The following is a 25,895-nucleotide window of genomic DNA, read 5'->3' on the forward strand; positions in this document are numbered from 1 at the left end:
AGTCGAAAGTCTTAAGTTCTGAGTAAGAAACAAGCAAAATACGACTTGAGACTACCGACTAAAAACTGGTGACTTAATACAGGGTTCACTTAACATCTATTTATAACAAACAGAACGCAATAATTAAAACTATATATGAAAAAGCATAACCCGGCTCCTGGTATTCTTTTTACTTTTCTTTTGTTTTTTTATGGCCTTACAGCTTTTGCCGGCGTTTATCCGGCACCCGAAACATCACCCTATAACGTAAAACTCTACGGGGTAAAAGGGGATGGTAAAACCATTGATACCAAAGGGATTAATAAAGCAATAGATGCAGCGGCAACAGCTGGTGGGGGCACTGTTTACTTTCCGGCAGGCAATTACTTATGCGGATCTATCCATCTTCAAAGCAATATCTCTTTATATATTGATCAGGGGGCCACTATCATTGCGGCCCCCATTACCGATGAATCCGGTTATGATTTACCCGAGGATAAGATCGACAACAAATACCAGGATTTTGGGCACAGGCATTGGCATAACAGTTTGATATGGGGCGAAAACCTGCATGATATTTCCATATTAGGTCCTGGCACCCTTTGGGGAAAAGACCTGGTACGGAGTAATAAAGGAGAGGACGACAAGCGCCCGAACAAAACAATCAGCCTTTATTTATGCCGCAATGTAATCATTAAAGACATATCCATATTGCATGGCGGCTGGTTTGGCATCCTGGCTACCGGGATAGATAACTTTACTATTGATAATGTGAAGATGGATACCAACCGCGACGGGATGGATATTGACTGTTGCCGTAATGTGCGTATTTCTAACTGCAGCGTTAACTCTCCCTATGATGATGGTATATGTTTGAAAAGCACCTTTGGCCTTGGCTTTGCCCGCGCTACAGAAAACGTTACCATTACCAACTGCCAGGTAAGCGGTTATGATGAAGGTTCGTTTTTAGACGGCACTTTTAAACGGAACGAAAAGAAATACTCCGATGGTAATCCTACAGGCCGTATAAAAATGGGCACCGAATCAAATGGCGGATTTAAGAATGTCACTATTTCAAATTGCGTATTTGATTATTGCCGTGGCTTGGCTCTTGAAACTGTTGATGGCGCGCTTTTAGAAGATGTTACCATTACTAACATTACTATGCGCGATATTGTAAACGCACCCATTTTTGTTCGCCTTGGGGCACGTATGCGCGGACCCGAAGGTACACCTGTTGGCGCACTCAGACGGGTTATCATCAGTAATGTGGTATGTTATAATGCTGATAATAAGCATGGCGCAATCATAAGCGGAATCCCCGGCCATGATATTGAAGACTTACGGTTAAGCAATATCCGGATCTATTATAAAGGCGGCGGTACTAAAGAGCAATCAACACGTGAAGTGCCCGGTTTAGAAAAAGAATATCCCGAACCATACCGTTTTGGTACAATGCCATCCTATGGTTTCTTTATCCGCAATGTTAAAGATCTGAAAATGAACGATGTGGAGGTAAGTTATATTGATGAGGATCTTCGCCCGGCATTTATACTTGACCATGTAACCGGTGCCGATTTTCAGCATATTAAAGCGCAGAAAGCGGCCAATTCACCAGCATTTGTTTTAAATGAAGTAAAAGATTTTAACATATACAACAGCCTGCCGGTAGCAAACACCAGGATGGCGGATGTGAATAAAAAGGAACTTTAATAAAATAAATAATTGCATGAAAAGTAAACTATCCAGGTCAATAATAATACTTACGGCGCTTGTAGTAAGCGTAACACTTTATGCCCAAAAACCGGCAGCCGATGTAATACCCGATGCCGATAATGCCGGTTTAAAATTGCCCGCCGGATTTGGCGCCTTAAAAGTTGCCGAGACCGGTGCCAAGGCAAGGCATTTGGTGGTTACGCCACAAGGCGATATTTATGTAAAGCTTGCAAAGGTTAACAAAGAAGGTAAAGGTATTTTAGTATTTCATGAAGCTGTAAATGGCAAGGCCGAACTCAAATCGGGCTTTGGTACTTACGGTGGTACCGAAGTTTATTTAAAAAACGGTTACCTGTATGCTTCATCCAATACCGAGGTATTCAGGTATAAGGTGAATGATAAAAATGAAGTTATTAACCCCGATCAGCCCGAAAAAATAATTACCGGTTTAAAGGCGGGCCGCCAGCACGAAACCAAATCGTTTGCATTGGATAACGATGACAACATTTATGTAAACATAGGCGCCTGGTTTAATTCATGCCAGGAAAAAGACCGCGGGTTACATTCACCCGGTATACCGGGCTGCCCTATTTTGGATTCGATGGGAGGGGTGTGGCAGTTTAAAGCCGACAAATTAAACCAAACCTATGGAGATGGTGTGCGATATGCAACCGGGCTAAGAAATATGGTTGGTATGGACTGGAACCAGCAGGACAACCAGCTTTTTGTAATGCAGCATGGCAGGGATAACCTCAACAGCTCGTGGCCCGAACTATATACCACCAAACAATCTGCCGAGCTACCGGCCGAATGTTTATATGCCCTTAAAAAGGGTGATAATGCAGGCTGGCCGTTTATGTACTATGACCAGATTCAGCATAAAAAAATACTAGCCCCTGAGTATGGCGGCGATGGAAAAAAAGAAGCCGATGCTAAATTTCTTGATCCGGCTGCCGCCTATCCTGGCCATATGGCGCCCAATGGTTTGCTGTTTTATACCGGCAATCAATTTCCGGCGAAGTATAAAAACGGCGCTTTTATAGCATTTCATGGCTCATGGAACAGGGCTCCCGAACCACAGGCCGGATACTTCGTAGTTTTTCAGCCATTTAAAAATGGAAAGCCCGACGGCGATTGGGAAGTATTTGCAGATGGTTTTTCGGGTTCACCCGAAAAAACCGCCGCTGGTCGTGCCGATCATCGCCCCTGCGGGCTTGCCCAGGGTGCCGATGGTTCTTTGTATGTTACTGATGATTCAAAAGGTACCATATACCGCATTATCTACACTAAAAAGTAATTGCTGCAATGAGAAAATATTTAATGATTATCATCTTCATTTTTAGCTGCTATCAGTTAATGGCCCAGGTTAAAACTCCGGCGAAAGCCAGGGTTAGGCCCCGGCCGAGCTTCGCTAATCCGGTGGTTGACGGCAAAAGTGTATATGTAAAATATTGTTTGACCTGCCACCAGGCCGATGGGGGCGGGGTACCCAACATGAATCCGCCGTTAACTAAAACATCTTATGTGCTGGGCGATAAAACCCGCCTGATTAAGGTTGTGCTTAACGGATTTTCAGAAAACGTTGATATTGATGGTGAATCATACTCCAACGTAATGCCGGCACATGATTTTTTGAAAGACCAGGAAATTGCTGCCGTGTTAACCTATGTCAGGAAAAATTTTACCAATAAAGCGGGTGCAATAAGTACGGCACAGGTAAAAGCTGTAAGAGCCGCTAATAAAAAATAAATCCTTTTTAAAACAGATACCTCAATATGATGAAATCATTTTTATACTTATTACTAATGGTTTGCCCGGCGATAGCATTTGGGCAGGATACCAACACCGAAGCAGTTGTTCGCAAGGTTGCCGACAATATAGTTCAGAACACCTCATTTAAATTTATCAATTCCAGTACCAAAGAAAAATACGATTCTACAAAAGGATTGGCATCATCGGCTGACATTAAAGCGGATAGCAAATACAATAAGTGGGCTTATGTAAACGGTGTTTTAGCCATTGGCATGGTGCAAACTGCCGATGTGCTTAAGGATAAAAAGTACTCGGAATATTCGCAGCACAACTTTGAATTCATTTTTGATAACCTTAACTATTTTGAAGCCCTTTACAAAGCTAAAACAACCCCGAGGGTAGAATATGGTTCGGTATTCAATATCACCAACCTCGACGCTTGTGGAGCAATGTCTGCCGGGTTGTTTGATGTAAATGCGCTGGCACAAAGAAAAGATTACCAGGCCTATTTAGAAAGGTCCGCAGCTTATATTTTAACTAAACAGATGCGTTTGTCTGATGGCACGCTTGCCCGCCCGCAGCCTCGTTTTGGTACCCTTTGGGCCGATGATATGTTTATGAGCATCCCGTTTTTAGCACGTATGGGCAAGCTTACAGGCGACAGCAAATATTTTGATGACGCGATAAAACAGGTAGAGAATTTTAATAAATATCTTTATGATTCTGCTACCGGCCTTTTCTTTCATAATTATTATTCTGACGATCAAACCAATGGCGTAGGTCACTGGGGCCGCAGCAATGGCTGGATAGCCATGGCACAGGTTGAGTTGTTAAACAATTTGCCGGCAAACCATCCCAAACGCCCCGAGCTGATCAAATTGCTGTTGAGGCAAATTGTAGGTTACTCCCGCTACCAGGATCAAACCGGTTTATGGCACCAGTTATTGGATAAACCCGATTCATACCTGGAAACATCAGTTACAGCTATGTATACATATGCCGTAGCACGTGCAGTAAACCAGGGCTGGATCAATGAAAAATATTTAGCAATAGCCCGCGAAGGATGGGATGGGTTAAAAACCAAAATTACGGCCGCCGGAGAATTGCAGGATGTTTGTATCGGTACCAACATGGATACCGATATTAAATTTTACTACACCAGGCCAACCGAGCTAAACGATACACATGGTTTAGGAGCCTTATTATTGGCCGGAACCGAAATGCTTAAAGCAGAAAGGAAAAAATAACCATGTACAAGCTAACCAGGCTATTGTTGGGTATTATCCTTACAGCAGCATGTAATTTAAGTTTGTTTGCGGCCAATGTGGATATCTCTGCTTACGGTGCTGTAGGCGATGGTACAACATTAAATACCGCGGCTATTCAAAAAGCAATTGACGCTTGTTATAAAAGCGGTGGTGGTAAAGTTATTATTCCTTCGGGAGTGTTTTTAACAGGCACAATCGCACTGAATGATAATATTACCCTGCAGCTAAACAAAGGCGCTGTTTTATTAGGCAGCACCGATGTTAACGATTATAAAAATCTTGATCCGTTTGTGGATGGGCTTGGCATAAGTGTTGGTTGGGCGCTGGTTGTAGCAGTTGATAAAAAAAATATAGGCATAGCGGGCGAGGGTACCATTGATGGCCAGGGATCAAAACTCAAAGCGCAGCAAATATTAACTGATACACGCGCCGAGTCGCAACGCTGGGGCAGGCGTCCATTTTTATTGCGTATTGTGCGCTGCCAAAACGTTGCTTTAAATGGTGTTACCCTAAATTACGCCGCAGCCTGGACATCTCATTACTTTCAATGCAAACAGGTAAGCATTAAAAATGTAAAAATTGTAAGCAGGGGCGTAGCGCACAATGATGGCATGGATATAGATGGCTGCCAGGATGTTACTATTAAAAATTGTGATGTGGAAAGCGGCGATGACGCTTTGTGTTTTAAAACAACATCAAGCAAAATGGCCTGTAAAGACATTGTTGTTTCGGGCCTGCGGTTAAAAAGCGGCCAGGGAGCTATCAAGATCGGAACTGAATCCATGGCGGCATTTGAGAACATCAACATATCGCAATGTTATATTTACGATACAGCCAATGGCGGTATAAAGCTACTTTCGGTTGATGGTGCAAATATCAGGAACATTCAAATCAGCGATATTACCATGGTTGAGGTAAAAACGCCAATACTCATTCGTTTAGGTGCCAGGTTAAGTGTATTCCGTAAAGATCAGGATAGTCAGCAACCTATAGGGACGCTCGAAAACGTAACCATCAAAAATGTAAAAGCAAAAGCGGCAGATAACACACAGCTGATGCCGCCATCGGGTATCCTTATAACGGGTATCCCAGGGCATAACATTAAAAACCTGGTATTAGAAAACATAGAGATAAACCTTGCAGGCGGCGGAAGTAACGAAAATGCCCGGCAGGTTGTGCCCGAGGCCATTGATAAATATCCCGAAGTAAAAACATTTGGTCCACTGGTACCGGCCTACGGTGTTTGGGCCAGGCATGTAGATGGACTAAAGGTAAGCAATGTAAAATTTACGCTAAGCCATAATGATCTTCGGCCAGCCATTATCTGTGAAGATGGGGAAAACATAGCGCTTAATTCCTGCATCATTCCCGAAACTACCGGAGGCCAGGCTATAATAAGGTTAGAGAATGTTGCCGGGGCGCGCATAAATAATACCACGGTAGCCGGGTCTGCAGATTCATTTGTACGTGTTGAAGGCAATGCAAGCCGTGATATACATATCCTGGAAAATAAAATCCCCGGCATACAAAAAAAGGTTGAGCTATCTGCCGATCTGAAAGCCGGAACAGTTGTTTTGGATTAGAATAACACATTGATGATCAATATAAAATGAAGGCAAATATTTGCAAAGTGTTTTTAGGCTTAGTTTTTCTACTGCCCTGCAGGCTTTATGCCCAGCAGAGCGCTTTACCAAAACAAACCGACCGTTGGGCCATACAACCAGATGGAAGTATCAAATGGACCATTAACGGCAGGTTACCGCATACAGATCATATAGAAATGTCGGGAGAGAAAGTATCTGTTTGGGTTCAGTATGGGTTAGATAGCGCTGGCAGATCGTCTATTTTGCGAACGGTGGTGTTCCCAACATTCAGGATGCTGCCCGATGGCACCCGTACCCATATTGATTATACTTTCCCGGATAGCGGGCTGCCCCGGTTTTACATTAATAACCGGCAGTTAAAAACTGATTTGGCCAGCGGGAAAAAATCGGGCGATCTTTCCTATAATATCAAAAGCATCAGCCACAAAGGCATTATGCGGATTGAGGCGACAACGAGCAATCCGGCGCTGGTAAAAATTGAACGGAGTATTTTCCCCTCGGTAGATAAACCTATGGCTATTGAAAAGTTTGTGTTTACTAATATTACCGATAAACCGGTCACCATTTCCATGGAGTATTTGCGGCATGAGGTCAGGACGGATAGTCTTAAAAGTAAAGTAAGGCCCCATTCCATTATAATGGGATCTGCGAATAGTGGCAGCCGTATAGTGCAAGCCGGTGAGCATACAACTTTCGCGGTTTATTATTTGGCAACAGATTTTCCTGGTCAGCCTATTACGGTTAACGCAGATGCGGAAGAAAAAGCCCGTGAAAACCGTGTAAATACAATTTTATCACCGCTGCAATTAAAAACACCCGATACTTTATTAAATACTGCGTTCTCCTTTGCCAAAATCAGGGGGACAGAGAGTATTTACAAAACCAAAGCAGGCTACCTGCATGGGCCGGGCGGGCTGGCATACTATGCTGCGATCTGGGCAAATGACCAGGCCGAGTATATTAGTCCCTTCTTCGCGTTTTCGGGAGATAGTATCGGCAACCTGTCGGCCATGACTTGCTACCGCTTATTTGCCAGGTATATGAACCCGGAGTACAAACCCATACCCAGCTCCATAGTTGCCGAAGGCGACGCCGTATGGAAAGGCGCGGGTGACCGTGGCGACCAGTCTATGATTGCCTATGGCGCTTCGCGGTATGCATTAACCTATGGCCGCCCAGATTCTGCAAAAGTATTGTGGCCGCTCATTACCTGGTGCCTGGAATATAGTCACCGGAAACTAAACGACCGGGGCGTGGTTACTTCAGATCATGATGAGTTGGAAGGTCGCTTTCCATCTGGTAAAGCCAACCTGTCAACCAATAGCCTTTATTATGATGCGTTGATATCGGCGGCTTACCTTGGCAAACAATTGCGTCAGCCAAAAGCACAAACAGACGAATATTTAAAACAAGCGGCAACGCTTAAAAGTAATATCGAAAAATACTTCGGGACAACCATAGAAGGCTTTAAAACCTACAAATACTACGAAACCAATGATGTACTGCGTGCCTGGATCTGCCTGCCCCTTACCATGGGTATTTTAGATAGGAGCGAAGGAACCATCCAAGCCCTGTTTTCGCCCCGCTTATGGACGGCTGATGGATTGGCTACCGAGGCAGGCAAAGAAACTTTTTGGGACCGCTCAACCCTGTATGCACTTCGCGGTGTATTGCAGGCTGGTAAAACAGAAAAAGCAATGGAATACCTGCGCTATTATTCGCGCAGGCGACTATTGGGAGAGCATGTGCCCTACCCGGTAGAAGCCTATCCCGAAGGAAACCAAAGACATTTATCTGCCGAGAGCGGACTTTATTGCAGAATATTCACCGAAGGCTTATTTGGTATGCGGCCAACAGGCTTTAATAGCTTCAATTGCACACCAAGGCTGCCAAATGGCTGGAATGAAATGGCATTGAATAACATCCATTCCTTCGGGCACGTGTTCAACCTTAAAATATCGAGGTTGAATAAGGAGAAGTTAAATATTACCATAACCGAGGGTAGCAAAACCATCAAATACAAAGTAAATGACGGGGGTACACAAGCGGTCACTTTATAAGTATCAATACCAAACAAATAATATAACTATGAAGAGCAAACTTTTTAAATACATATTGCCTGTTTTAATGGTAGTTACTGTTTATGACAGTAATGCCCAAACACATCAACTGAAAAAGCTTTGGGAAACGGATACAGTTATAAGGGTTCCCGAATCAGTTTTGCCGGATTTAAAAAAAGGTATATTATATGTGTCAGAGATAGATGGAAACCCTAACGCGGTTGATGGTAAAGGAGGTGTAGCCAAAATTACGGTTGATGGAAAAGTTACTAATCTTGATTTTACAACCGGTTTAAATGCACCTAAAGGATTGGGGCGGTTTGGTAATGAGTTGTACGCCGCAGATCTGTCGGAGGTGGTAGTTATTGATATTAATACGGGTAAGGTTAAAAATAAGATTGCTATTGATAGTGCCAAAGCTTTAAATGATATTACTGTTAATGATAAAGGCGTTGTTTATGTATCAGATAGTAAAACAAAAAAAATACACCGTATTGAAAACGGTCATGCAAGCACGTTTTTAACAAACGTAAGCGGTGTAAACGGGCTTAAAGCTATCGGTACCGATCTTTATATATTGGGTGGCCAAAAATTTATGAAAGCAGATAGCCAGGGTAATTTAACACAAATAACCATGCTAAGCTGCGGAGGCGATGGCCTTGAACCTGTTGGTAACGGCGATTTCCTGATCACCTGCTGGTCGGGACATATATTTTATGTAACTGCCGATGGTAAAATAGAAACCCTGCTTGATACACAGGAGCAAAAGATAAATACTGCCGACCTGGCTTACGATACAGTGAAACACATTTTGTATGTGCCTACCTTTTGGGCTAAAAAGGTAATAGCCTTTAAGTTAACAACAGTTAAATAATATGAGGTTTTGTAAAATACGTTTTCCAAAAATATATTTGGTTGTTGCAGGTTTGGTAAGTACTCAACTTGCAACGGCGCAAACACACAACACCGATGCCTATTTAAAACTGTGGTATACCAAACCGGCTGTTGCCTGGGAAGAGGCCTTGCCCCTGGGTAATGCCACCACCGGAGCTATGGTGTTTGGCGGTGTTAACCACGAGCATTACCAGCTTAACGACCATAACCTGTGGTCGGGCTACCCCGAAGCCGGGAACAATCCTCAGGCATCAGCGCATTTGCCCGAAGTACGAAAGGCTGTGTTTGATAACGATTTTGAAAAAGCGGCAGAGATATGGAAAAAGTATTTACAAGGGCCATACACAGCCAGGTATCTGCCCCTGGGCGATCTGCTGCTTAACTTTAACCTGAAAGACAGTATACATTACTACCGCGACCTGAACTTAAATAACGCGGTTTCGAACTTGCGGTTTGAGGCTGACGGCGTGCATTATCAACGGGAAACATTTATAAGCTACCCGGATAAAGTAATGGTGGTACGCATCACCGCGGATAAAAAAGGCGCTATTAATTTCACAGCCAATTTGCAAAGCAAGCTGCACTTCGGCATCGAAATGGATGGTAGCAATAAGCTGATTTTAAAGGGTAAAGCCCCGAGTTATGTGGCCAACCGGGAATCCGAACCACGGCAGATAATTTATGACGAGCCTAAAGGGGAGGGCATGAGTTTCCAGATCAACCTCAAAATAAAAAATAATGGCGGGCGGGTGATAGCCGATAGCAACGCATTACAGGTTACAGGCGCCAACCAGGTTATACTTTATTTAACCGAGGCAACCAGCTTTAACGGTTTTAATAAATCGCCGGGGCTGCAGGGTAAAGACCCGGCCATTGAGGCCAATGCCAGCATGTTTGCCGCATTGCAAAAAACGTACGAACAGCTCAAACAAAGGCACATTGCGGATTATCAACGCCTTTTTAAACGGGTCGACTTTAATTTGGGTACAGATGCCGGTATGGTAAAGCAACCTACGGACGAACGGCTCAGAAGTTTCAGTGTAGCTAATCCCGATAAGCAATTACAAACCCTGTATTACCAGTTTGGGCGTTATTTGCTGATTGCCAGCTCAAGACCCGGCAGTGCGCCCGCCAACCTCCAGGGCATCTGGAACGACCAGGTGATACCGCCATGGGGCAGTAATTATACTACCAACATCAATACCGAAATGAATTACTGGCTGGCCGAAAACACCAACCTTTCGGAGTGCCACCAACCCTTATTTGATTTTCTGAAAGAGCTTGCCGTGAACGGCGCAATTACAGCCAAAGTAAATTATAACATTAATGAAGGCTGGGTACAGCATCATAACAGCGATATCTGGGCTAAAACATCAACCGTTGGTAATTTTGACCACGACCCCAGGAGCGCGGTGCGCTGGACAGCCTGGCCAATGGGCGGCGCCTGGATGAGTCTTCATTTATATGATCATTACCTTTTTACCGGCAACAAGCTTTTTTTGAGCAAAACCGCATACCCTATTATTAAAGGCGCTGCACAGTTTATGTTGCACTGGCTGGTAACCGATCCTAAAACAGGTTACCTGGTAACAAATCCTTCTACCTCGCCCGAAAATACCATTAAAATCAGTGGTAAGGAATACCAGGTAAGTATGGCTTCTACTATGGATATGTCTATCATCCGCGAGTTGTTCCAGGATTGTATAAGCAGCGCGGAGATATTGGGTACCGATAAAATGTTTGCAGCTCAGGTAAAAGCCGCTTATGATAAGCTTTATCCATTTCATATAGGTAAACATGGCCAGATACAGGAGTGGTTCCAGGATTGGGACGATACCACGGATACACACCGGCATATATCGCATTTGTTTAGTTTGTTTCCAGGCAGGCAGATCTCTGTGTTTAATACGCCCCAGTTGGCTGCCGCGGCAAAACAATCAATGATTTACAGGGGCGATGTAAGCACAGGCTGGTCAATGGCCTGGAAAGTGAACTGGTGGTCGAGGATGCATGATGGCAACCATGCCTATAAAATATTGGGCGCAGCATTTAACTATATGGACCCATTGCAAAAAAAAGGACAAATGAGCGGCGGTGGCACTTATCCCAATTTGTTTGACGCCCATCCGCCCTTCCAGATCGACGGAAATTTTGGAGGTACGGCCGGTATGACCGAAATGCTGTTGCAAAGCCAGGATGGTGAAATAGAATTGTTACCCGCCCTGCCCGATGCCTGGGCCGATGGCAGCATTAAAGGCATCAAAGCCCGCGGAAACTTTGAGGTAGCGATTGACTGGAAAAAGGGAAAGTTGAGTAAAGCGCTGATCAAGTCAATTGTTGGGGGCAATTGCCGCTTACGAACCCCGATACCTGTAAAAGTGGTTGAGGTAGGCAGCAAAGCGGCTACAGGTATCAACAAAAATATTTTAGATACGCCGCCGGTAACACCGGTTTACCAGCAGGCAGATGACGCCAAACTGCCGGATGTATCCTTTAATAAAGGTTATATAATTGATTTTGCTACAGAAAAAGGTAAAACCTATACCATTATACCTAACTAACATGATAAAAAATTTGAAATGCTTTTTGCTGATTTGTTTGTTTGGGAGTTTCGCGGCAGAGCTTCATGCGCAATCCATTGCCTGGACGGAAATAGAACCCGGAATATGGAAAGGCATTATAGGTAAGCCCGAAGAATTTGACTTACTGAAAGTGGCCGGGGTACAACCTTATCATGCCGGTTTAGCGCAAATGCCAAGGGCCGCCTTCCCCTTACCGCAGCAGGAAATTACAGGTAGTGTACAGGGTGGTAAAACTTACCTGCGCTTTCCGTTGGAAAAAAAAGAGCAGTTGTTTGGTTTCGGTTTAAATTTCCAAACTGTATTTCAGCGCGGCAAAGTGCTTACGCTGCATGTTGACAATTATGCAGGTAAGGATAATGGGCGCACCCATGCACCCACACCTTTTTATGTATCATCAAATGGTTATGGTGTGTTTATCAACTCGGCCAGGTATATCGACGTATATGCCGGTACAGCAGTAAGGCGCGACAGTAAAGTACCTCCCGAAGTAAAAGACAGGAATCTTGATAAAACATGGAGCTCGCATCCATATTCAGATGGTGTGGAAATGCTGGTGCCCGCTTCCGGGGTAGAGATATATGTATTTGCTGGTCCAACTACTTTAGATGCCGTACGGCGTTATAATTTGCTAAACGGCGGCGGTTGTTTACCACCACGCTGGGGCCTGGGCTTTACACAGCGTATGCAGCGTTTAACCGATGCGCAGGGTGTTGCAGCCGAAGCAAAGGCATTTGAGGAAAAGGGCTATCCGCTTGATTTTATCGGGCTTGAGCCAGGCTGGCAAAGTAAATCATACCCCTGTACTTTTGAGTGGGATGCAAGCCGGTTTCCTGATCCTAAAGGTTTTATACAGGATATGCTGAAAAAGAATATAAGGCTCAATTTATGGACTAATCCTTATGTATCGCCAGAGGCACCTGTTTATAAAAGTATTTTACCTTACAGTGGTTCGCATACGGTTTGGAACGGCATAGTACCCGATATAAGTATGCCCGAAGCACGTAAGATCTTTTTTGGCGAACTGGAAAAAGGCAAAATAGATATTGGCATCAGCGGCTATAAAATGGATGAGGTTGATGGCGGGGATAATTATTTATGGCCCGACGTAGCAACTTTCCCGTCAGGCCACGATGCCGAACAAATGCGCCAGACGTATGGCTTGATGATGCAACGCTACACCAGCCAAATTTACCATGAACGTAATCAACGTACATTTGGCCTGGTTCGTGCCTCAAATGGCGGTGGTTCATCGTTCCCTTATGTTATCTATAACGACTATTACGATCACCGCGATTTTATAACCGCATTGGTAAACAGTGGTTTTGCAGGTGTGTTATGGACGCCCGAGGTACGTTCTTCCAAAACCGGCGAGGAATGGTTGCGCCGGTTTCAGTCGAATGTTTTTTCGCCTATGGCGATGATTAATGCCTGGGCCAGCGGTACCAAGCCATGGTCGTTCCCGGAGGTTGCGGAGCAGGTAAAAACAATGGCCAACCTGCGCATGCAGATGATGCCTTACTGGTATAGCGAATTTGCCAAATATCACTTTGAAGGCATCCCGCCTTTCCGGGCCATGTACCTGGAAGATGGCTTTGTTGGAGGGGAAGCTAAAAATGAAAACAAAAAAGTAAACCTGGAGGAAAATCCTTATGAAGAGGCCATAACCAAAGAGGTTAAAGACCAGTATATGGCCGGCGAATATTTGCTGGTAGCACCAATATTTGCCGGGCAAACCAGCAGAAAAGTGATCTTGCCAAAGGGTAAATGGTACGATTTTTACACAGGGAAGTACGCAGGTGACGGAGAAGTCATCAATGTTACACCGGGCCTGGATAAAATACCGGTTTATGTAAAGGACGGCGGTATTATCCCCATGATGCCCGTAATGCTGCACGCGCCCAAAGTAGGGCAGAAGGTTGACCTGGAGCTGAGGTATTATGGCAGCAAACCGGGTACTTATTCTTTATATGACGATGACGGAGAAACGTATGATTATGAAAAGGGTAATTACACCTTCCGGAAGATCATGGTGAGTAAAGTAAACGGGAAATTAAAAGGCACAATTACCCCGGCATTAAACGGGAAACCAGATAATGTTGGTAAGGTAACTTTCAAAGCAATGACGGAGCTATAGCTTTGGTATCAAGCCCCCATTTTTTATAAAGGTTATTGGTAACTGTTTCTTTTAGAAAATATCGACCGCAACTATATTTCGCATTTCATCACCGGATTGTGATTTCATTAGCACATTATAGGAAATACATATTCAGCTATAATTCTTGTTCAGGATTGACAATTACAACGACATCTTAAATAGTGGAGTGTAATTTTCTATGAATCCATTTTTTATAACATTGTGCTTCAAACGCCCATCCGATTATATTGGTTTTGAAGTTGGGTTACTTATAAGAAAACTATCAATTAACCCTGACCTGGTTGGTACATTCTCTTTTCTACAGGTTGATAATATTCATCCAGGTTTTCTGGTGTTCGTGCGTTATAACCTAAAACCTGTCGCAAACTTTCATTTAATCCTTCACCAAATGTGTAGCCTAATGCCCGGGGGTAATCCAATTGCTGTTTAAAAAATGGCCGCGTAAAAGCCATGGTAAGCGTACGCCTTTGTCCATTGGTATGGTTTTTTCCGCTGGCGTGCCACAGGTTGGAGTCAAATAAAATAATACTTCCTTTTTTTACAATCGCACGGTCAGAGTTTTTGTAAAAAAAGTCGGCTTCGGGTTTTTCTTTAGAATGGTGCGAGCCCGAAAGAAAATGAGTTGCTCCGTTTTCGAGGGTAAAATCATCCAGGATAACCATCATCTGAATCATTAGCTTAAAATTGCCGGTATAACTTCGAATATCCCGATGAATGTTTTGAACATAGGGGTTGTCGCCTTTTAAATTAATTACTGCGCCCAGGGAATTGAGGATATAGTTGCCGTCTAAAAAATGCCTTATTTGGCTGTCACAATATTTTTGATCCAGAAATTTTAGGGAGAATGCATCTTTTTCAACAAGATGATGTAATGTGCCGTTCATGACTGCCGCAATACCATTTTTTACCTGGATTTTTCTTCGCTCATCATAAGCATTAACTAACGAATTGGCAATCTCATCAACAAAATCCACATCCAACGCGTCTTCGTAAACAATCCAGCCGCAGTCAGCCATAATGGTGTCAAAAGTTGTCAGATCGGCTTCAGAATAATTAAATTTATTTTTCATAATATTTATTTTATCGAGGAATTAAATAATGGTTGTATTGATAATTGGGACTACTGTCTCTGCTTTAGGAGCCGGGCGGCGATACAACGGAAAATATGCCGACCCTGAACCGGCTTCCGACGAATTTTTTGCTACAAGGGCGTTATATGCTTCATGGTCGTTAACATAACACCATATCCGGTCGGTTATTTGTAAATCCGAAAAATACCTTTTGAATTCAAATAACGAATCTTCTTTTCCGCCTACTCCGCCACCCAGGTGAAAGATTTTTTTGCCAAGCCTGCGCCCAATCATACTTATCTCGTCGGTAAGTAATTTACTTGGCGATTCTTTTAAATAATCGGGCGACGTGGCTGAAAGATGATTTCTGATGATGTTTTCTGAAAGCAATAAAACCGCGCCGCAAATGAGTTCTGTGCCGTCATATATCAGGATAAGCTTGTTTTCATAGCCTTCCATGTTAATAATGTCAGAAAAGTATTTTTCGTCGAAGTAATAATTTGGCGAGGCATTTACCCGATCCATATTTTTATAGTACATATCTATAAAATATTTCACATCGTCGGGGCTGTTATTATCTTTTATGATATAGCCTTTTTCGCGCATTTTTCTTATTTGCCGGGAAAGTCTTTTTTCGTATTTATTTCTCTGATCCTCAATGGATATCGACAGATCGATGTATAAGGTTGTACCATTGCTTTTTAAGCCGCCAATGCTGTCAAGTACGTAATCCTGATTCAGGAAAGGATGAAGTCGGGTGAATATGCAAATCGCATTTTCACGTCTCATAAAATCAGTAAAAGCCTGCTTGAAAGCCGGGATTATGCTCGCCGGTACGGTGCGCAAATCGACATTTGACACCGGCCCGCCATAACCATAAACAGAAGTCATATCAAAAAAAAGAGAATTTTCTATCTTCCTTTTTATTACCGGGAGAGCAATAAAAAGATGGCCCTGTTCATAAACAAAAAGAAGTTGCTCGCCTTCTTTGTTTAAAGAGTGGTAGTGCCAGCTATGGAAAACATCGTGAGTATATGCGCGATGTATATAGGCATCCCAGCCATCTTTATCCCGGATGGTAAATTGTTTGTAACCCATAATGATTTTAGTTAGAAAAAAAGAATTAATAGAAATGTAGTGCAGGTAAACTCAACTAAATAGTTAACGGCGATAAGCTGTTATTTAATAATAGCCCACGGAATAAGCTTATGGCGTGGGGAAGATATGAGCATAAAGGGATACCTTGTTTTATTGCCTGATCCTGGTTAAATGATGGAGTTACTCAAGTGACTTGTATTGGCCAACACCAGGCACAAATATTTGGAGGCGCTTAAATTGCGCAATCGGCTTAGTGTTAACCATGATAAAATATAAAACATTGATTATTAAATACTTGTAAATGTTTTATTTGAAATGTGTTAAGTTATGTTAACCCAATTAGATGCGTTTGCCCTGAAATGTAGGGTGTCGAGAAGGGGATTCTTCACCTTTAGTATATTTTTTGTGATTTAGCAACCCTCTGGTACCCGGGCCAATATAGGCTTGATTGAAAAATGTTAAATTCAGTTGACCTGTTGTTATTAAGGCAATAGGCCCCGGGTAATGCTTAAAGCCGGGCCTGTGGCATTAATTGTACTTAACTCTGTGAAGCAGTACGGATAAGGTGTATAGGCTTTTGGTAATTGGGATTTACCATTCCTATTAAGCCAATAGTGTATTTGTGGATTAAATAAGAAATTTTACTGTATTGTATATTTTTTGAAAACGGTGTCTCTTCAATTCAAATAACAGATACCTGTTAATATACAACAACAACAACTTTGCCCGTTGAATGCCATTATAGCTAAAATGTTTTATAATCAGGTTAAAATCGCTGATTACCATTTCCATCCTTGCCTCTGTTTTAATCATGCTCCAAATACCGCCAACATGATTACGGTAGCAACTCATTACCTCGGGCATTACATATATTTTACCGCCTGTAACAGAAGTTGAAAATATTTTAAAGAATTTGTCGGCTGCAAAACAACTAAAATACCAGGGTTGATGAAACAACTGGTTAATTTTTTTTAAGTTACGGTAAACCACAGTTGCAGTTTTTGTTTCAACCTGCTTGCCTGTGAGTAAATCATGATAGGTGTGTATTAGTGGTACCGGTTTTGGCGCAACGTATAAAGTATTTCCGTCGGTGTCAATTACGCGCGTGTAATGGCAGCAAATAATATATTCGGGGTTTTGCTCTAAAAAATCCACTTGTTTTTGTAGTTTCAGTGGGTTTGTCCAGTAGTCATCACCATCACAAAGGGCAATGTATTTTCCGGTACAAGCATCCAGCGTATCAATCATGTTTTGATGAGCACCAACATTTTTAATTGCAGTAACTATCTTTATTTTGCCAGGATATTTTTTTTTAAACGATTGCAATATGGCCGCGGTGTTATCAGTAGAGCAATCATTGCCCACTACAATCTCAAACGGGAAATTTGTCTGCTGCATTAAAAAGCTTTCAATTGTTTGAGTAATAAATTTATCCTGATTGTAAGTTGTGCAGGCGACACTTAGCATGAAATTCTCTTTAATCATTTTTGTATTTTTTAATCGGTATTGAAATAGGCCCAGGTACGTGTTGTTTTTGTTTTAAAATTGTATCAGAACAGAATTATAATAGTGGGAGTAAGGTTCTTTTACAATAAACATCATGATAAATTAATGCTGGCAATAGCATTCGCAATGCCGGTTACATGAGCCGGATATTATAAAGAAACCATCATTGAGAAACTGAGCGGTATATGTTTGTTATAATCGTTTTTGCATCTGAACAACAAACACGCGCTCATTTTGGGTTTTGATTTAACAAATGTATTCAATAGATTTTCAATTTTTTATGCGCGTGTTTATTTGAAAATAAATTGTAAAGGATAGTCAACTCTTTCACACAAATGGTGAAATTATTTCCATTTGTGTAAAAGGGTATTAGTTAGGTTGACGCTTAAATAGTTATGACAAAGTTTTATGCTGTCGTCATCGGTATTGGCACTGCTTATCTATTAAATCCGGTAGTTGCCATGGCTTTCTAATTAACGCAAACTGCATAGGTAATGTAAATTTTAACGATAAAGTATTTTACACCTTTTGTGTAATTTTTCATATAATTTACAATCGGTGTTCAATTCTTTTGTTTTGTAATATGCTGTTATACAATTAAATAAATTTGAGTTTGTAAATAATTACTTAAGGGATATAAAAATAAAACTCAAAATTATGTGTGGAATAGTAGCTTATATAGGATTTCGTGACGCCTGGCCAATTGTAATAAATGGCCTTAAAAGATTGGAATATCGTGGGTATGATAGCACCGGTATCGCCATTATAAATCAGGTAGGTTTTAGTATTTATAAAAAGATTGGCAAAGTGTCGTCGCTTGAAGCTTTTACTGAAGCTGAAGATAAAAGCGGACACGTAGCCATTGGCCACACCCGCTGGGCTACCCATGGTGCGCCGTCTGATGTTAACTCTCATCCCCACACGTCGAATGATAACAGGTTGCACATTATTCATAATGGTATCATCGAAAATTATGCCACGCTCAAAGAAGAGCTGATTAACCGCGGGCATCATTTTAAAAGTGAAACGGATACTGAGGTGCTGATTCACCTGATTGAAGAAATTCAAAATATTGAACAAACTGATCTGATGGAGGCTGTTCGTTTGGCTTTGAATACCGTAATAGGTGCTTATGCCATTGTGATTTTGGACCGGGAAAATCCCGGGCAATTAGTTGCCGCGCGAAAGGGTAGCCCCCTGGTTATTGGGGTTGGCAAAGGCGAATATTTTATCGCGTCGGACGCAACACCGATTATTGCATATACAAAAAACGTTATCTATTTAAAAGATAATGAAATAGCGCTCATAAAGCGTGACGAACTATTGGTTAAGCAACTTGATAATGTTGTCCAGACACCATTGATACAAGAGCTTGAAATGAAGTTGGAGTCTCTTGAAAAAGGGGGCTTTGAACATTTTATGTTAAAGGAAATATTTGAGCAGCCACGCTCTGTAACAGATTGTATGCGGGGACGCATATTTCCGAAAATTGGCAGAGTGGAGTTGGGAGGCCTAAAAGAATATGCTGATAAGCTGAAAAATATTGACCGGATAATTATTGTTGCCTGCGGTACTTCCTGGCATGCAGGTTTGGCGGGGGAGTACCTGATTGAAGAATATGGGCGTGTTTCTGTTGAGGTAGAATATGCTTCGGAATTTAGATACCGAAACCCGATAATAACTGAAAGGGACGTTGTATTGGCAATCTCTCAATCCGGTGAAACTGCAGATACTATGGCAGCGATAGAAATTGCGAAAGAAAAAGGTGCCACAATTTTAGGTATCTGCAATGTTGTTGGCGCTTCTATACCCCGAATTACCCACGCCGGAGTTTATACGCACGCGGGGCCCGAAATTGGAGTAGCCTCAACAAAAGCTTTTACGGCGCAAGTTACCGTACTTACAATATTGGCTTTGTATATAGCTCAACAAAAAGGTACTATCTCGTCGTCAAAACTTATTTATTTGTTATCTGAACTTGAAACAATTCCCGACAAAATTCAAACGCTTCTTCAGGATAATGATTTGATAAAAAATATAGCGTTGAAAATTAAAGATGCATCTAATTGCCTGTTCCTTGGCCGTGGCAGCGGCTTCCCGGTGGCGTTGGAGGGAGCATTAAAGCTCAAGGAGATCTCCTATATCCACGCCGAGGGATACCCGGCGGCAGAGATGAAACATGGCCCTATAGCGTTGATTGACGAAGCTATGCCAGTGGTATTCATCGCTACTCAAAACTCATCATATGACAAGGTTATAAGTAATATCCAGGAGGTTAAAGCCCGAAAAGGGATTGTAATTGCTATTGTTACCCAGGGCGATGTGACGGTGAAAAACATGGCAGATTATTGTATAGAGATACCTGGCGCAGATGAAGCGTTTTTGCCACTATTGGCAACTATACCCTTGCAACTGCTGGCATACCATACCGCCGTGCTCAGGGGCTGTAATGTTGACCAGCCACGTAACCTTGCCAAATCAGTTACAGTAGAGTAAGATTATGATGAGCTGATATCAATGCTATTTTAAGACGATAGCATAGGTTCACAACCCAATATACTAAGATAAACATAGCAGGTGTAAGCCTGCTTTTTTTATGTGATACTGTTACTGCGAACAATACTCTTCATACGCCTTAAAACGCAAATTTGATAACGACAGCGTTTTTAGCGATCGGTTATTTAACAAACTGGTAAAAAAAAGACGAATTATTATAAAATCAGCAGCGGTTAGCATCTGAAACTATATAGCGCAGCGGTAATAAATAGCTCAAAAATGATAATTTTTTACAACGGGTTTACACGGCCTGCACATGACCACGACTTTTGTTTTACATGTTTTGTAAACTAAACCGGCCAGGTTTACAATTTATTTTCAATCATTAAAAATGCTATGTTGTTGAACCTCAATCGGGTAATTTTAGTTTATCAAACAGGAACAAATCATAAGCCTTTTGATAAACTAAAAGATGATAAGAATAATGATAATTAGCTGTATTGTGTCATTGATGATGTTATCTGGCTGTGCAGCCCGCCGTGATCTGGTTTACTTTAGTAATATGGCCGAGACTGCTACAGTAAATAAATCGCAGGATCAACAGGTGTTGATTAAAAGGGGCGATGTTGTAAATATTACGCTTAACAGCCTAAGCCCGGAATCGAATAATCTGTTTTATGGTAATAAAAATATGGGAACAAACCCCAGGCCAGGCTCCGAAGGCTACAAAGTAGATAAAAATGGCAATATTCAACTTCCGTTGATTGGTGAGATTAAAATTGGAGGCCTTAGCGTTGAAGATGCCCAAACAGCAATAGCGACGCAGTTAATGCAACATGTGAAATCGCCGGTTGTGGATTTAAGGTTGAGTAATTTCAAAATTACAGTTATCGGCGAAGTTAACAAACCAGCAACCTTCATTATTAACGACGAACAGGTAAATGTACTTGAAGCACTGGGCCTTGCCGGCGACATGACCGTTTATGGGAGGCGCGAAAACGTTTTGATCATCAGAAATGAAGACGGAAATAAAACCATGACAAGGTTGAACCTGAACAAACTCGAGTCGATGAAGTCGCCGTATTTCAACCTGAAGCAAAATGATATAGTTTATATAGAGCCCGACCGGTCAAAAGCAGTTGAGTATAGTCAAAATACACGCCTGATGCCCCTGATAATCGCTTCTATATCTGCTGTAGCAGTATTAGCAGCTGTACTTTTAAAAAGATAATTGATACCCCTTTTCATAATGTTAAAAAAAGCCGACATGGACATTAACGCTAAACCAAAACAAACCTTGCCAGGAGGTGACTTCAAGACTAAAGCAATGCCATACTTAAAAAATTGGTACGCTTTTCTGGCAGGCCTGTTTGTTTGTTTGATGGTTGCCTGGGGGTATCTTCATTATGTTACACCCAGGTATAAAATAACAAGTACGTTACTTATTCCCGACGATAAAAAAGGAGACGGCATACTCAAGGCAACAGCGTTTAGTGATTTGAACATGTTTCAGGAAGCAAAAACAGTAGATAATGAAATTGAAGTTTTGCGCTCAAAAGATTTGATTTATAATGTTTTTGAACGACTGAATCTTGAAGTTTCTTATTTTGATGAAGCTGCTTTTAAAACCAAAGAATATTATGGTGATGACCGCCCTTTTATTGTAACGGTAGTTAAATTGAGTAATGGGGCGTATTTGAAAAAACTTCACCTTCAAAATTACTCCGGAGATAAGTTTTTATTAACCGTCGAAAAGAAGAGTTGGTTATATCGTTACGGACAAGTTGTGAATCATAAGGATTATGCATTCAAAGTTGAAAAAGGGCCTGGTTTTGCTACTACAGATAAACAGGTTACCATCAGGTTTAATAATTTAAAAACCCTGGCTGCCTTGTACAGTGCCGGATTATTGCAGGTAAACCCGGTAATTAAAGAATCTAACACGCTATTATTGAGCATTAATGATGCCGTGCCAGAGCGCGGAGTGGCAATTCTTAACAATATTATTAGTACTTATAATGATGAAACTGTTAAGAAAAAGAATATAACAGCACTTAATACCATTTTATTTATCGATAAACGGCTCAAGACAATGGAGGATGATCTGTCAGCTGCCGAAAAAGACATCGAAACCTATAAACAACAAAGCGGAGCATCTGAAATTAATGCCGGTAATCAGGTCAATCTGACAAAGTCGGCAGAATATAACCAGTTACTTGAAGAATCTAATGTTCAACTTGGCATTGTAAAATCGATGGAATTTTATCTAAACCAATCCGGTAATCAATTTAACGCGGTTCCAAGCACTATGGGATTGAAAGACCCGGTTTTGAATTCACTTGTAAGCAGATTCAACGACCTTCAGTTGGAAAGGAACCGGATGTTAAACACCGCCAACCTCAGCAATCCGTTGGTGCAGGATTTGAGCCGCCAGATAGCAAGTTTGCGTACCAACATAAAGGAGAATTTAACAAATATTAAAAAAGGGTTTATGATAGGGCATACGCTTCTTAAGCAAAACTCGGCCCAATATGATTCGCGGATCCAGTCGGTACCCGCCATTGAAAGAGGGTTATTGCAGCGCAGTCGCGAGCAAGGCGTAAAAACAAACCTATATCAATATTTATTGCAAAAGCGCGAGGAAACGGCCTTATCTCTTTCGGCAACTATTCCGTCATCACAAATTGTCGACAGACCGGCGTATGATCCTGTTCCTGAATTTCCAAAGGAGCAATTAACATATTTGCTTGGCGGAGTAATTGGCTTGTTAATTCCCGGGTTTTCAATTTTTTTCAGGCAAAAATTTAATGCAAAAGTTACAACTACAGCCAATTTATTAGAAATACCAGGAGTTAGGGTACTTGGCGAACTAAGCCATAATCAAGAACTTGCGGGCGCAATTGCTGTACATAAAGGGCGTACAACCGTCATTTCTGAATTGTTCAGATACATCCGTAGTAATATAGGTATTTTAAACCAGGGCCTGCCGCAAAAAACAATATTGGTTACATCTACCATGAAGGGCGAGGGCAAAACGTTCTTCAGCGTTAACCTTGGAATTACGCTCGCTTTATTAAGTAAACGAGTACTCATCATTGAATTTGATTTGCGAAGACCAGATCTCCTGAAAAGCCTGAACCTGGCGCAAACAAAGGGGGTGGCCGATTATATAGAAGGTGATATAGATTCTTTGTATGAATACATTCAGCCTGTTGGCGAATCGGATAACCTGTTTGTTTTGGGTTGCGGTACATTGTCTGAAAGGCCATCGGAGTTATTGATGGACGCACGGGTTGAGCAGTTGTTCGACTGGTGCAAAGCCCAATTTGATTATATAATTGTTGATACTTCGCCGGTGGGCGCAGTTTCAGATGCGCTAAGTCTGGCCAGCTTTGCCGACTTAAGTATTTACCTGGTGCGTTATAACTATACCAGCACCCAACAATTAGACATACTGAAGGATATTTATGATAACGGGAAATTGAAAAATATTATGGTTGTCTTAAACGATGCAAAAAAGCAAAATCGTAATGCCTATGCGTACGGGGGCTATGGTTACGTTCCGTACGGCGTATAGTAATTATTCTTTACGTAATAATCTGTCCGCTAATAATCTTTTGTAGCATAATTTAAAAAATAGGCCCTGTAAGTGGATTGGCGAAGCTATATAAAGTAGTGAGCCAGCCAGGAACAGTGTTTTTCAAAAGCAACCCCAAGCTAAATAGGGCTGCATTTTCAGTTTGCTTGCTTTAAGCCCTTTGCTTAAACGCACATATCAAAAAACAAATAGCCGCATCATGTAAGTGAGATGGCGAAGCCGTAGCCAATCCTTAAATACTGCCTTTTACAAATAAATACCAACATGCAATCTTCATTAAATACCTCGAAAGTGTCGATATCAAATTTGCGCGAAAAAAAATGGCTTGTAATTTATACCAGGCCCCGCTGGGAAAAAAAGGTTGACAAATTGTTAAAGCAGCAAGGCGTCGAATCATATTGCCCTGTCAGGGAAGTTGTTAACCAATGGGCTGATAGGAAAAAAGAGGTAAGCCTGCCCTTGTTTAGTTCGTACGTGTTTGTAAGGGTTGATCTTTTTGAACAGGCCAAAGTACTGTACGTTTTAGGCGTAATGGGCTATGTGTATTATATGGGCAGACCAGCTGTGGTGAGAGATAATATTATCGACCAAATAAAGTACAACCTTGACAATTACAAAGACTTAGAGATGATAAGCCTGGAAGGATTAGCGATAGGCGATGTTGTGAAAATAAAGGCCGGTGTGCTTACCAATCAAACAGGCAAAGTGGTTGAAATTAAAGGCAAGCACGTATTAATGGTGTTTGACAGTATTAACTGTGCTTTGGTAACCCGTGTTCTTATGCAAAATTTAACTATACAAAATTCAAATCAAAACCATGAAAATTGAACAGTACCAACCAAAAATTGGAATTATAGGCCTTGGGTATGTGGGCTTGCCCCTGGCCGTTGAGTTCGCAAAAAAGTATAAAGTATTTGGTTTCGATATAAATTTAGCCAGAATTAACCAGCTGAAAACCGGTATCGATCATACTTTAGAAATTAGCGAAGATGAATTGAATGCAGTGATAACGCCGGTGTGTACAACACAAACAGGGTTGTTTTTTACAGACGATATCGAAAAATTACGACCATGTACAAGATACATTGTAACAGTGCCAACACCCGTTGATAAGAACAATCGCCCCGATCTGACACCTTTAATAAACGCCAGCATGTTGATTGGGAAAGTACTTAAAAAAGGTGATATTGTGATTTATGAGTCGACGGTTTACCCAGGTGTTACCGAAGACGAATGCATGCCCATATTAGAGAAAGTATCTGGATTACGTTATAATGTCGATTTTTTTGCAGGCTACTCCCCCGAGCGAATTAATCCGGGAGATAAGTATCACACGGTAGCAAATATCCGGAAGATCACTTCTGGCTCAACGGCCGAAACTGCAGACATCGTAGATAAACTTTACAATTCGGTTATTACAGCTGGTACCTTTAAGGCCGATTCGATAAAAGTGGCCGAGGCCGCAAAGGTAATTGAAAATGCCCAGCGCGACATCAACATAGCTTTCGTAAATGAGCTTGCCATGATTTTTAATAAACTTGGGATTGATACAAATAAGGTATTAGAGGCCGCCAGTACAAAATGGAATTTTTTAAATTTCAGACCAGGTTTGGTTGGCGGGCATTGTATCGGGGTCGATCCATATTACCTTGCTCAAAAGGCCCAGGAAGCTGGGTATCACCCTGAGATTATTTTAGCCGGACGCCGCATAAACGATTCAATGGGCGCTTACGTTGCCGATCAGTTTATAAAGCAAATAACGCGCAAAGGAACATCGCTGATAGATGCCGAAGTGCTGGTACTTGGCTTTACTTTTAAAGAAAACTGCCCCGATGTAAGAAACACCCGGGTAATAGATATTGTTAAGCGGTTGGAAGAATATAAGATAAAGGTGCATGTTCATGACCCTTGGGCTAACGCCGAGCAGGCAAACCGGATTTATGGCATAACCTGCGAAAACGGCGAATCGAAAGAAAGAAAATACGACGGTATTTTACTCGCGGTTGCTCATAATGAGTTTAAAGACCTCAATTTAGCCAGCCTTTGTAAACCTCACACTGTGCTGTATGATCTGAAAGCTTTTTTACCGGATGGCCTGGTAAACGCACGCCTGTAAT

17 protein-coding genes are annotated in these 25,895 nt (G+C 41.9%); 14 read left to right on the forward strand and 3 right to left on the reverse strand.

The features are described 5' to 3' along the window. Positions 1 to 135 precede the first annotated feature (135 nt). From ACFGVS_RS30525 to ACFGVS_RS30565, 9 genes are read left to right on the forward strand one after another with little or no spacing between them, the layout of a single operon-like run. Positions 136 to 1,692 carry a rhamnogalacturonidase gene (locus tag ACFGVS_RS30525; RefSeq protein WP_439696867.1) on the forward strand — a complete coding sequence of 519 codons (1,557 nt, stop codon included), beginning with the start codon at positions 136 to 138 and terminating at the stop codon, positions 1,690 to 1,692. Positions 1,693 to 1,708: 16 nt separating this feature from the next. Continuing rightward, a complete protein-coding gene (locus ACFGVS_RS30530) occupies positions 1,709 to 2,992 on the forward strand; it encodes a PQQ-dependent sugar dehydrogenase (protein ID WP_439696868.1) in 1,284 nt (427 codons plus the stop codon). Between the two features lie 8 nt (positions 2,993 to 3,000). Beyond that, positions 3,001 to 3,444, forward strand: a complete 444-nt coding sequence (locus tag ACFGVS_RS30535; protein WP_439696869.1) for a c-type cytochrome — start codon at positions 3,001 to 3,003, stop codon at positions 3,442 to 3,444. 26 nt (positions 3,445 to 3,470) lie between these two features. Beyond that, positions 3,471 to 4,694, forward strand: coding sequence for a glycoside hydrolase family 88/105 protein (locus ACFGVS_RS30540; protein ID WP_439696870.1), 1,224 nt, complete (start codon positions 3,471 to 3,473; stop codon positions 4,692 to 4,694). A gap of 2 nt (positions 4,695 to 4,696) precedes the next feature. Further along, the gene (locus ACFGVS_RS30545) at positions 4,697 to 6,298 is read left to right on the forward strand and encodes a glycoside hydrolase family 28 protein (protein WP_439696871.1); all 1,602 of its coding nucleotides are present in this window, start codon (positions 4,697 to 4,699) and stop codon (positions 6,296 to 6,298) included. A 26-nt stretch (positions 6,299 to 6,324) separates the two neighbouring features. Further along, on the forward strand, positions 6,325 to 8,379 hold the full coding sequence (locus tag ACFGVS_RS30550; RefSeq protein ID WP_439696872.1) for a hypothetical protein: 2,055 nt from the start codon (positions 6,325 to 6,327) through the stop codon (positions 8,377 to 8,379). A 28-nt stretch (positions 8,380 to 8,407) separates the two neighbouring features. Then, the gene (locus ACFGVS_RS30555; RefSeq protein ID WP_439696873.1) at positions 8,408 to 9,253 is read left to right on the forward strand and encodes an SMP-30/gluconolactonase/LRE family protein; all 846 of its coding nucleotides are present in this window, start codon (positions 8,408 to 8,410) and stop codon (positions 9,251 to 9,253) included. A gap of 1 nt (position 9,254) precedes the next feature. Continuing rightward, positions 9,255 to 11,834 carry a glycoside hydrolase family 95 protein gene (locus ACFGVS_RS30560; protein ID WP_439696874.1) on the forward strand — a complete coding sequence of 860 codons (2,580 nt, stop codon included), beginning with the start codon at positions 9,255 to 9,257 and terminating at the stop codon, positions 11,832 to 11,834. Position 11,835: 1 nt separating this feature from the next. Next, positions 11,836 to 13,989: a glycoside hydrolase family 31 protein gene (locus ACFGVS_RS30565; RefSeq protein WP_439696875.1), complete on the forward strand. Its 2,154-nt coding sequence runs from the start codon at positions 11,836 to 11,838 to the stop codon at positions 13,987 to 13,989. Positions 13,990 to 14,276: 287 nt separating this feature from the next. Here the strand turns inward: ACFGVS_RS30565 and ACFGVS_RS30570 are convergent, their stop codons facing one another. The 3 genes from ACFGVS_RS30570 to ACFGVS_RS30580 form a co-directional block, all read right to left on the reverse strand. Continuing rightward, on the reverse strand, positions 14,277 to 15,080 hold the full coding sequence (locus ACFGVS_RS30570) for a phytanoyl-CoA dioxygenase family protein (RefSeq protein WP_439696876.1): 804 nt from the start codon (positions 15,078 to 15,080) through the stop codon (positions 14,277 to 14,279). 21 nt (positions 15,081 to 15,101) lie between these two features. Then, positions 15,102 to 16,178, reverse strand: a complete 1,077-nt coding sequence (locus ACFGVS_RS30575; RefSeq protein ID WP_274208827.1) for a GNAT family N-acetyltransferase — start codon at positions 16,176 to 16,178, stop codon at positions 15,102 to 15,104. 627 nt (positions 16,179 to 16,805) lie between these two features. Further along, positions 16,806 to 17,663 carry a glycosyltransferase family 2 protein gene (locus tag ACFGVS_RS30580; protein WP_439696877.1) on the reverse strand — a complete coding sequence of 286 codons (858 nt, stop codon included), beginning with the start codon at positions 17,661 to 17,663 and terminating at the stop codon, positions 16,806 to 16,808. A gap of 678 nt (positions 17,664 to 18,341) precedes the next feature. Between ACFGVS_RS30580 and glmS the strand changes: the two genes are divergently transcribed. From glmS to ACFGVS_RS30605, 5 genes are all read left to right on the forward strand, one after another. After that, positions 18,342 to 20,180, forward strand: a complete 1,839-nt coding sequence (gene glmS, locus ACFGVS_RS30585) for a glutamine--fructose-6-phosphate transaminase (isomerizing) (protein WP_274208826.1) — start codon at positions 18,342 to 18,344, stop codon at positions 20,178 to 20,180. Positions 20,181 to 20,664: 484 nt separating this feature from the next. Next, the gene (locus ACFGVS_RS30590) at positions 20,665 to 21,411 is read left to right on the forward strand and encodes a polysaccharide biosynthesis/export family protein (RefSeq protein ID WP_255369918.1); all 747 of its coding nucleotides are present in this window, start codon (positions 20,665 to 20,667) and stop codon (positions 21,409 to 21,411) included. A gap of 18 nt (positions 21,412 to 21,429) precedes the next feature. Then, on the forward strand, positions 21,430 to 23,757 hold the full coding sequence (locus tag ACFGVS_RS30595; protein WP_439696878.1) for a GumC family protein: 2,328 nt from the start codon (positions 21,430 to 21,432) through the stop codon (positions 23,755 to 23,757). Between the two features lie 285 nt (positions 23,758 to 24,042). Then, positions 24,043 to 24,606, forward strand: a complete 564-nt coding sequence (locus ACFGVS_RS30600) for a UpxY family transcription antiterminator (RefSeq protein WP_090652509.1) — start codon at positions 24,043 to 24,045, stop codon at positions 24,604 to 24,606. Beyond that, the gene (locus tag ACFGVS_RS30605; protein ID WP_090652508.1) at positions 24,596 to 25,894 is read left to right on the forward strand and encodes a nucleotide sugar dehydrogenase; all 1,299 of its coding nucleotides are present in this window, start codon (positions 24,596 to 24,598) and stop codon (positions 25,892 to 25,894) included. Before ACFGVS_RS30600 ends, ACFGVS_RS30605 begins: the two co-directional genes overlap by 11 nt. Position 25,895 lies beyond the last annotated feature (1 nt).

Source organism: Mucilaginibacter sediminis, from assembly GCF_051903035.1.
Lineage (GTDB): Bacteria > Bacteroidota > Bacteroidia > Sphingobacteriales > Sphingobacteriaceae > Mucilaginibacter.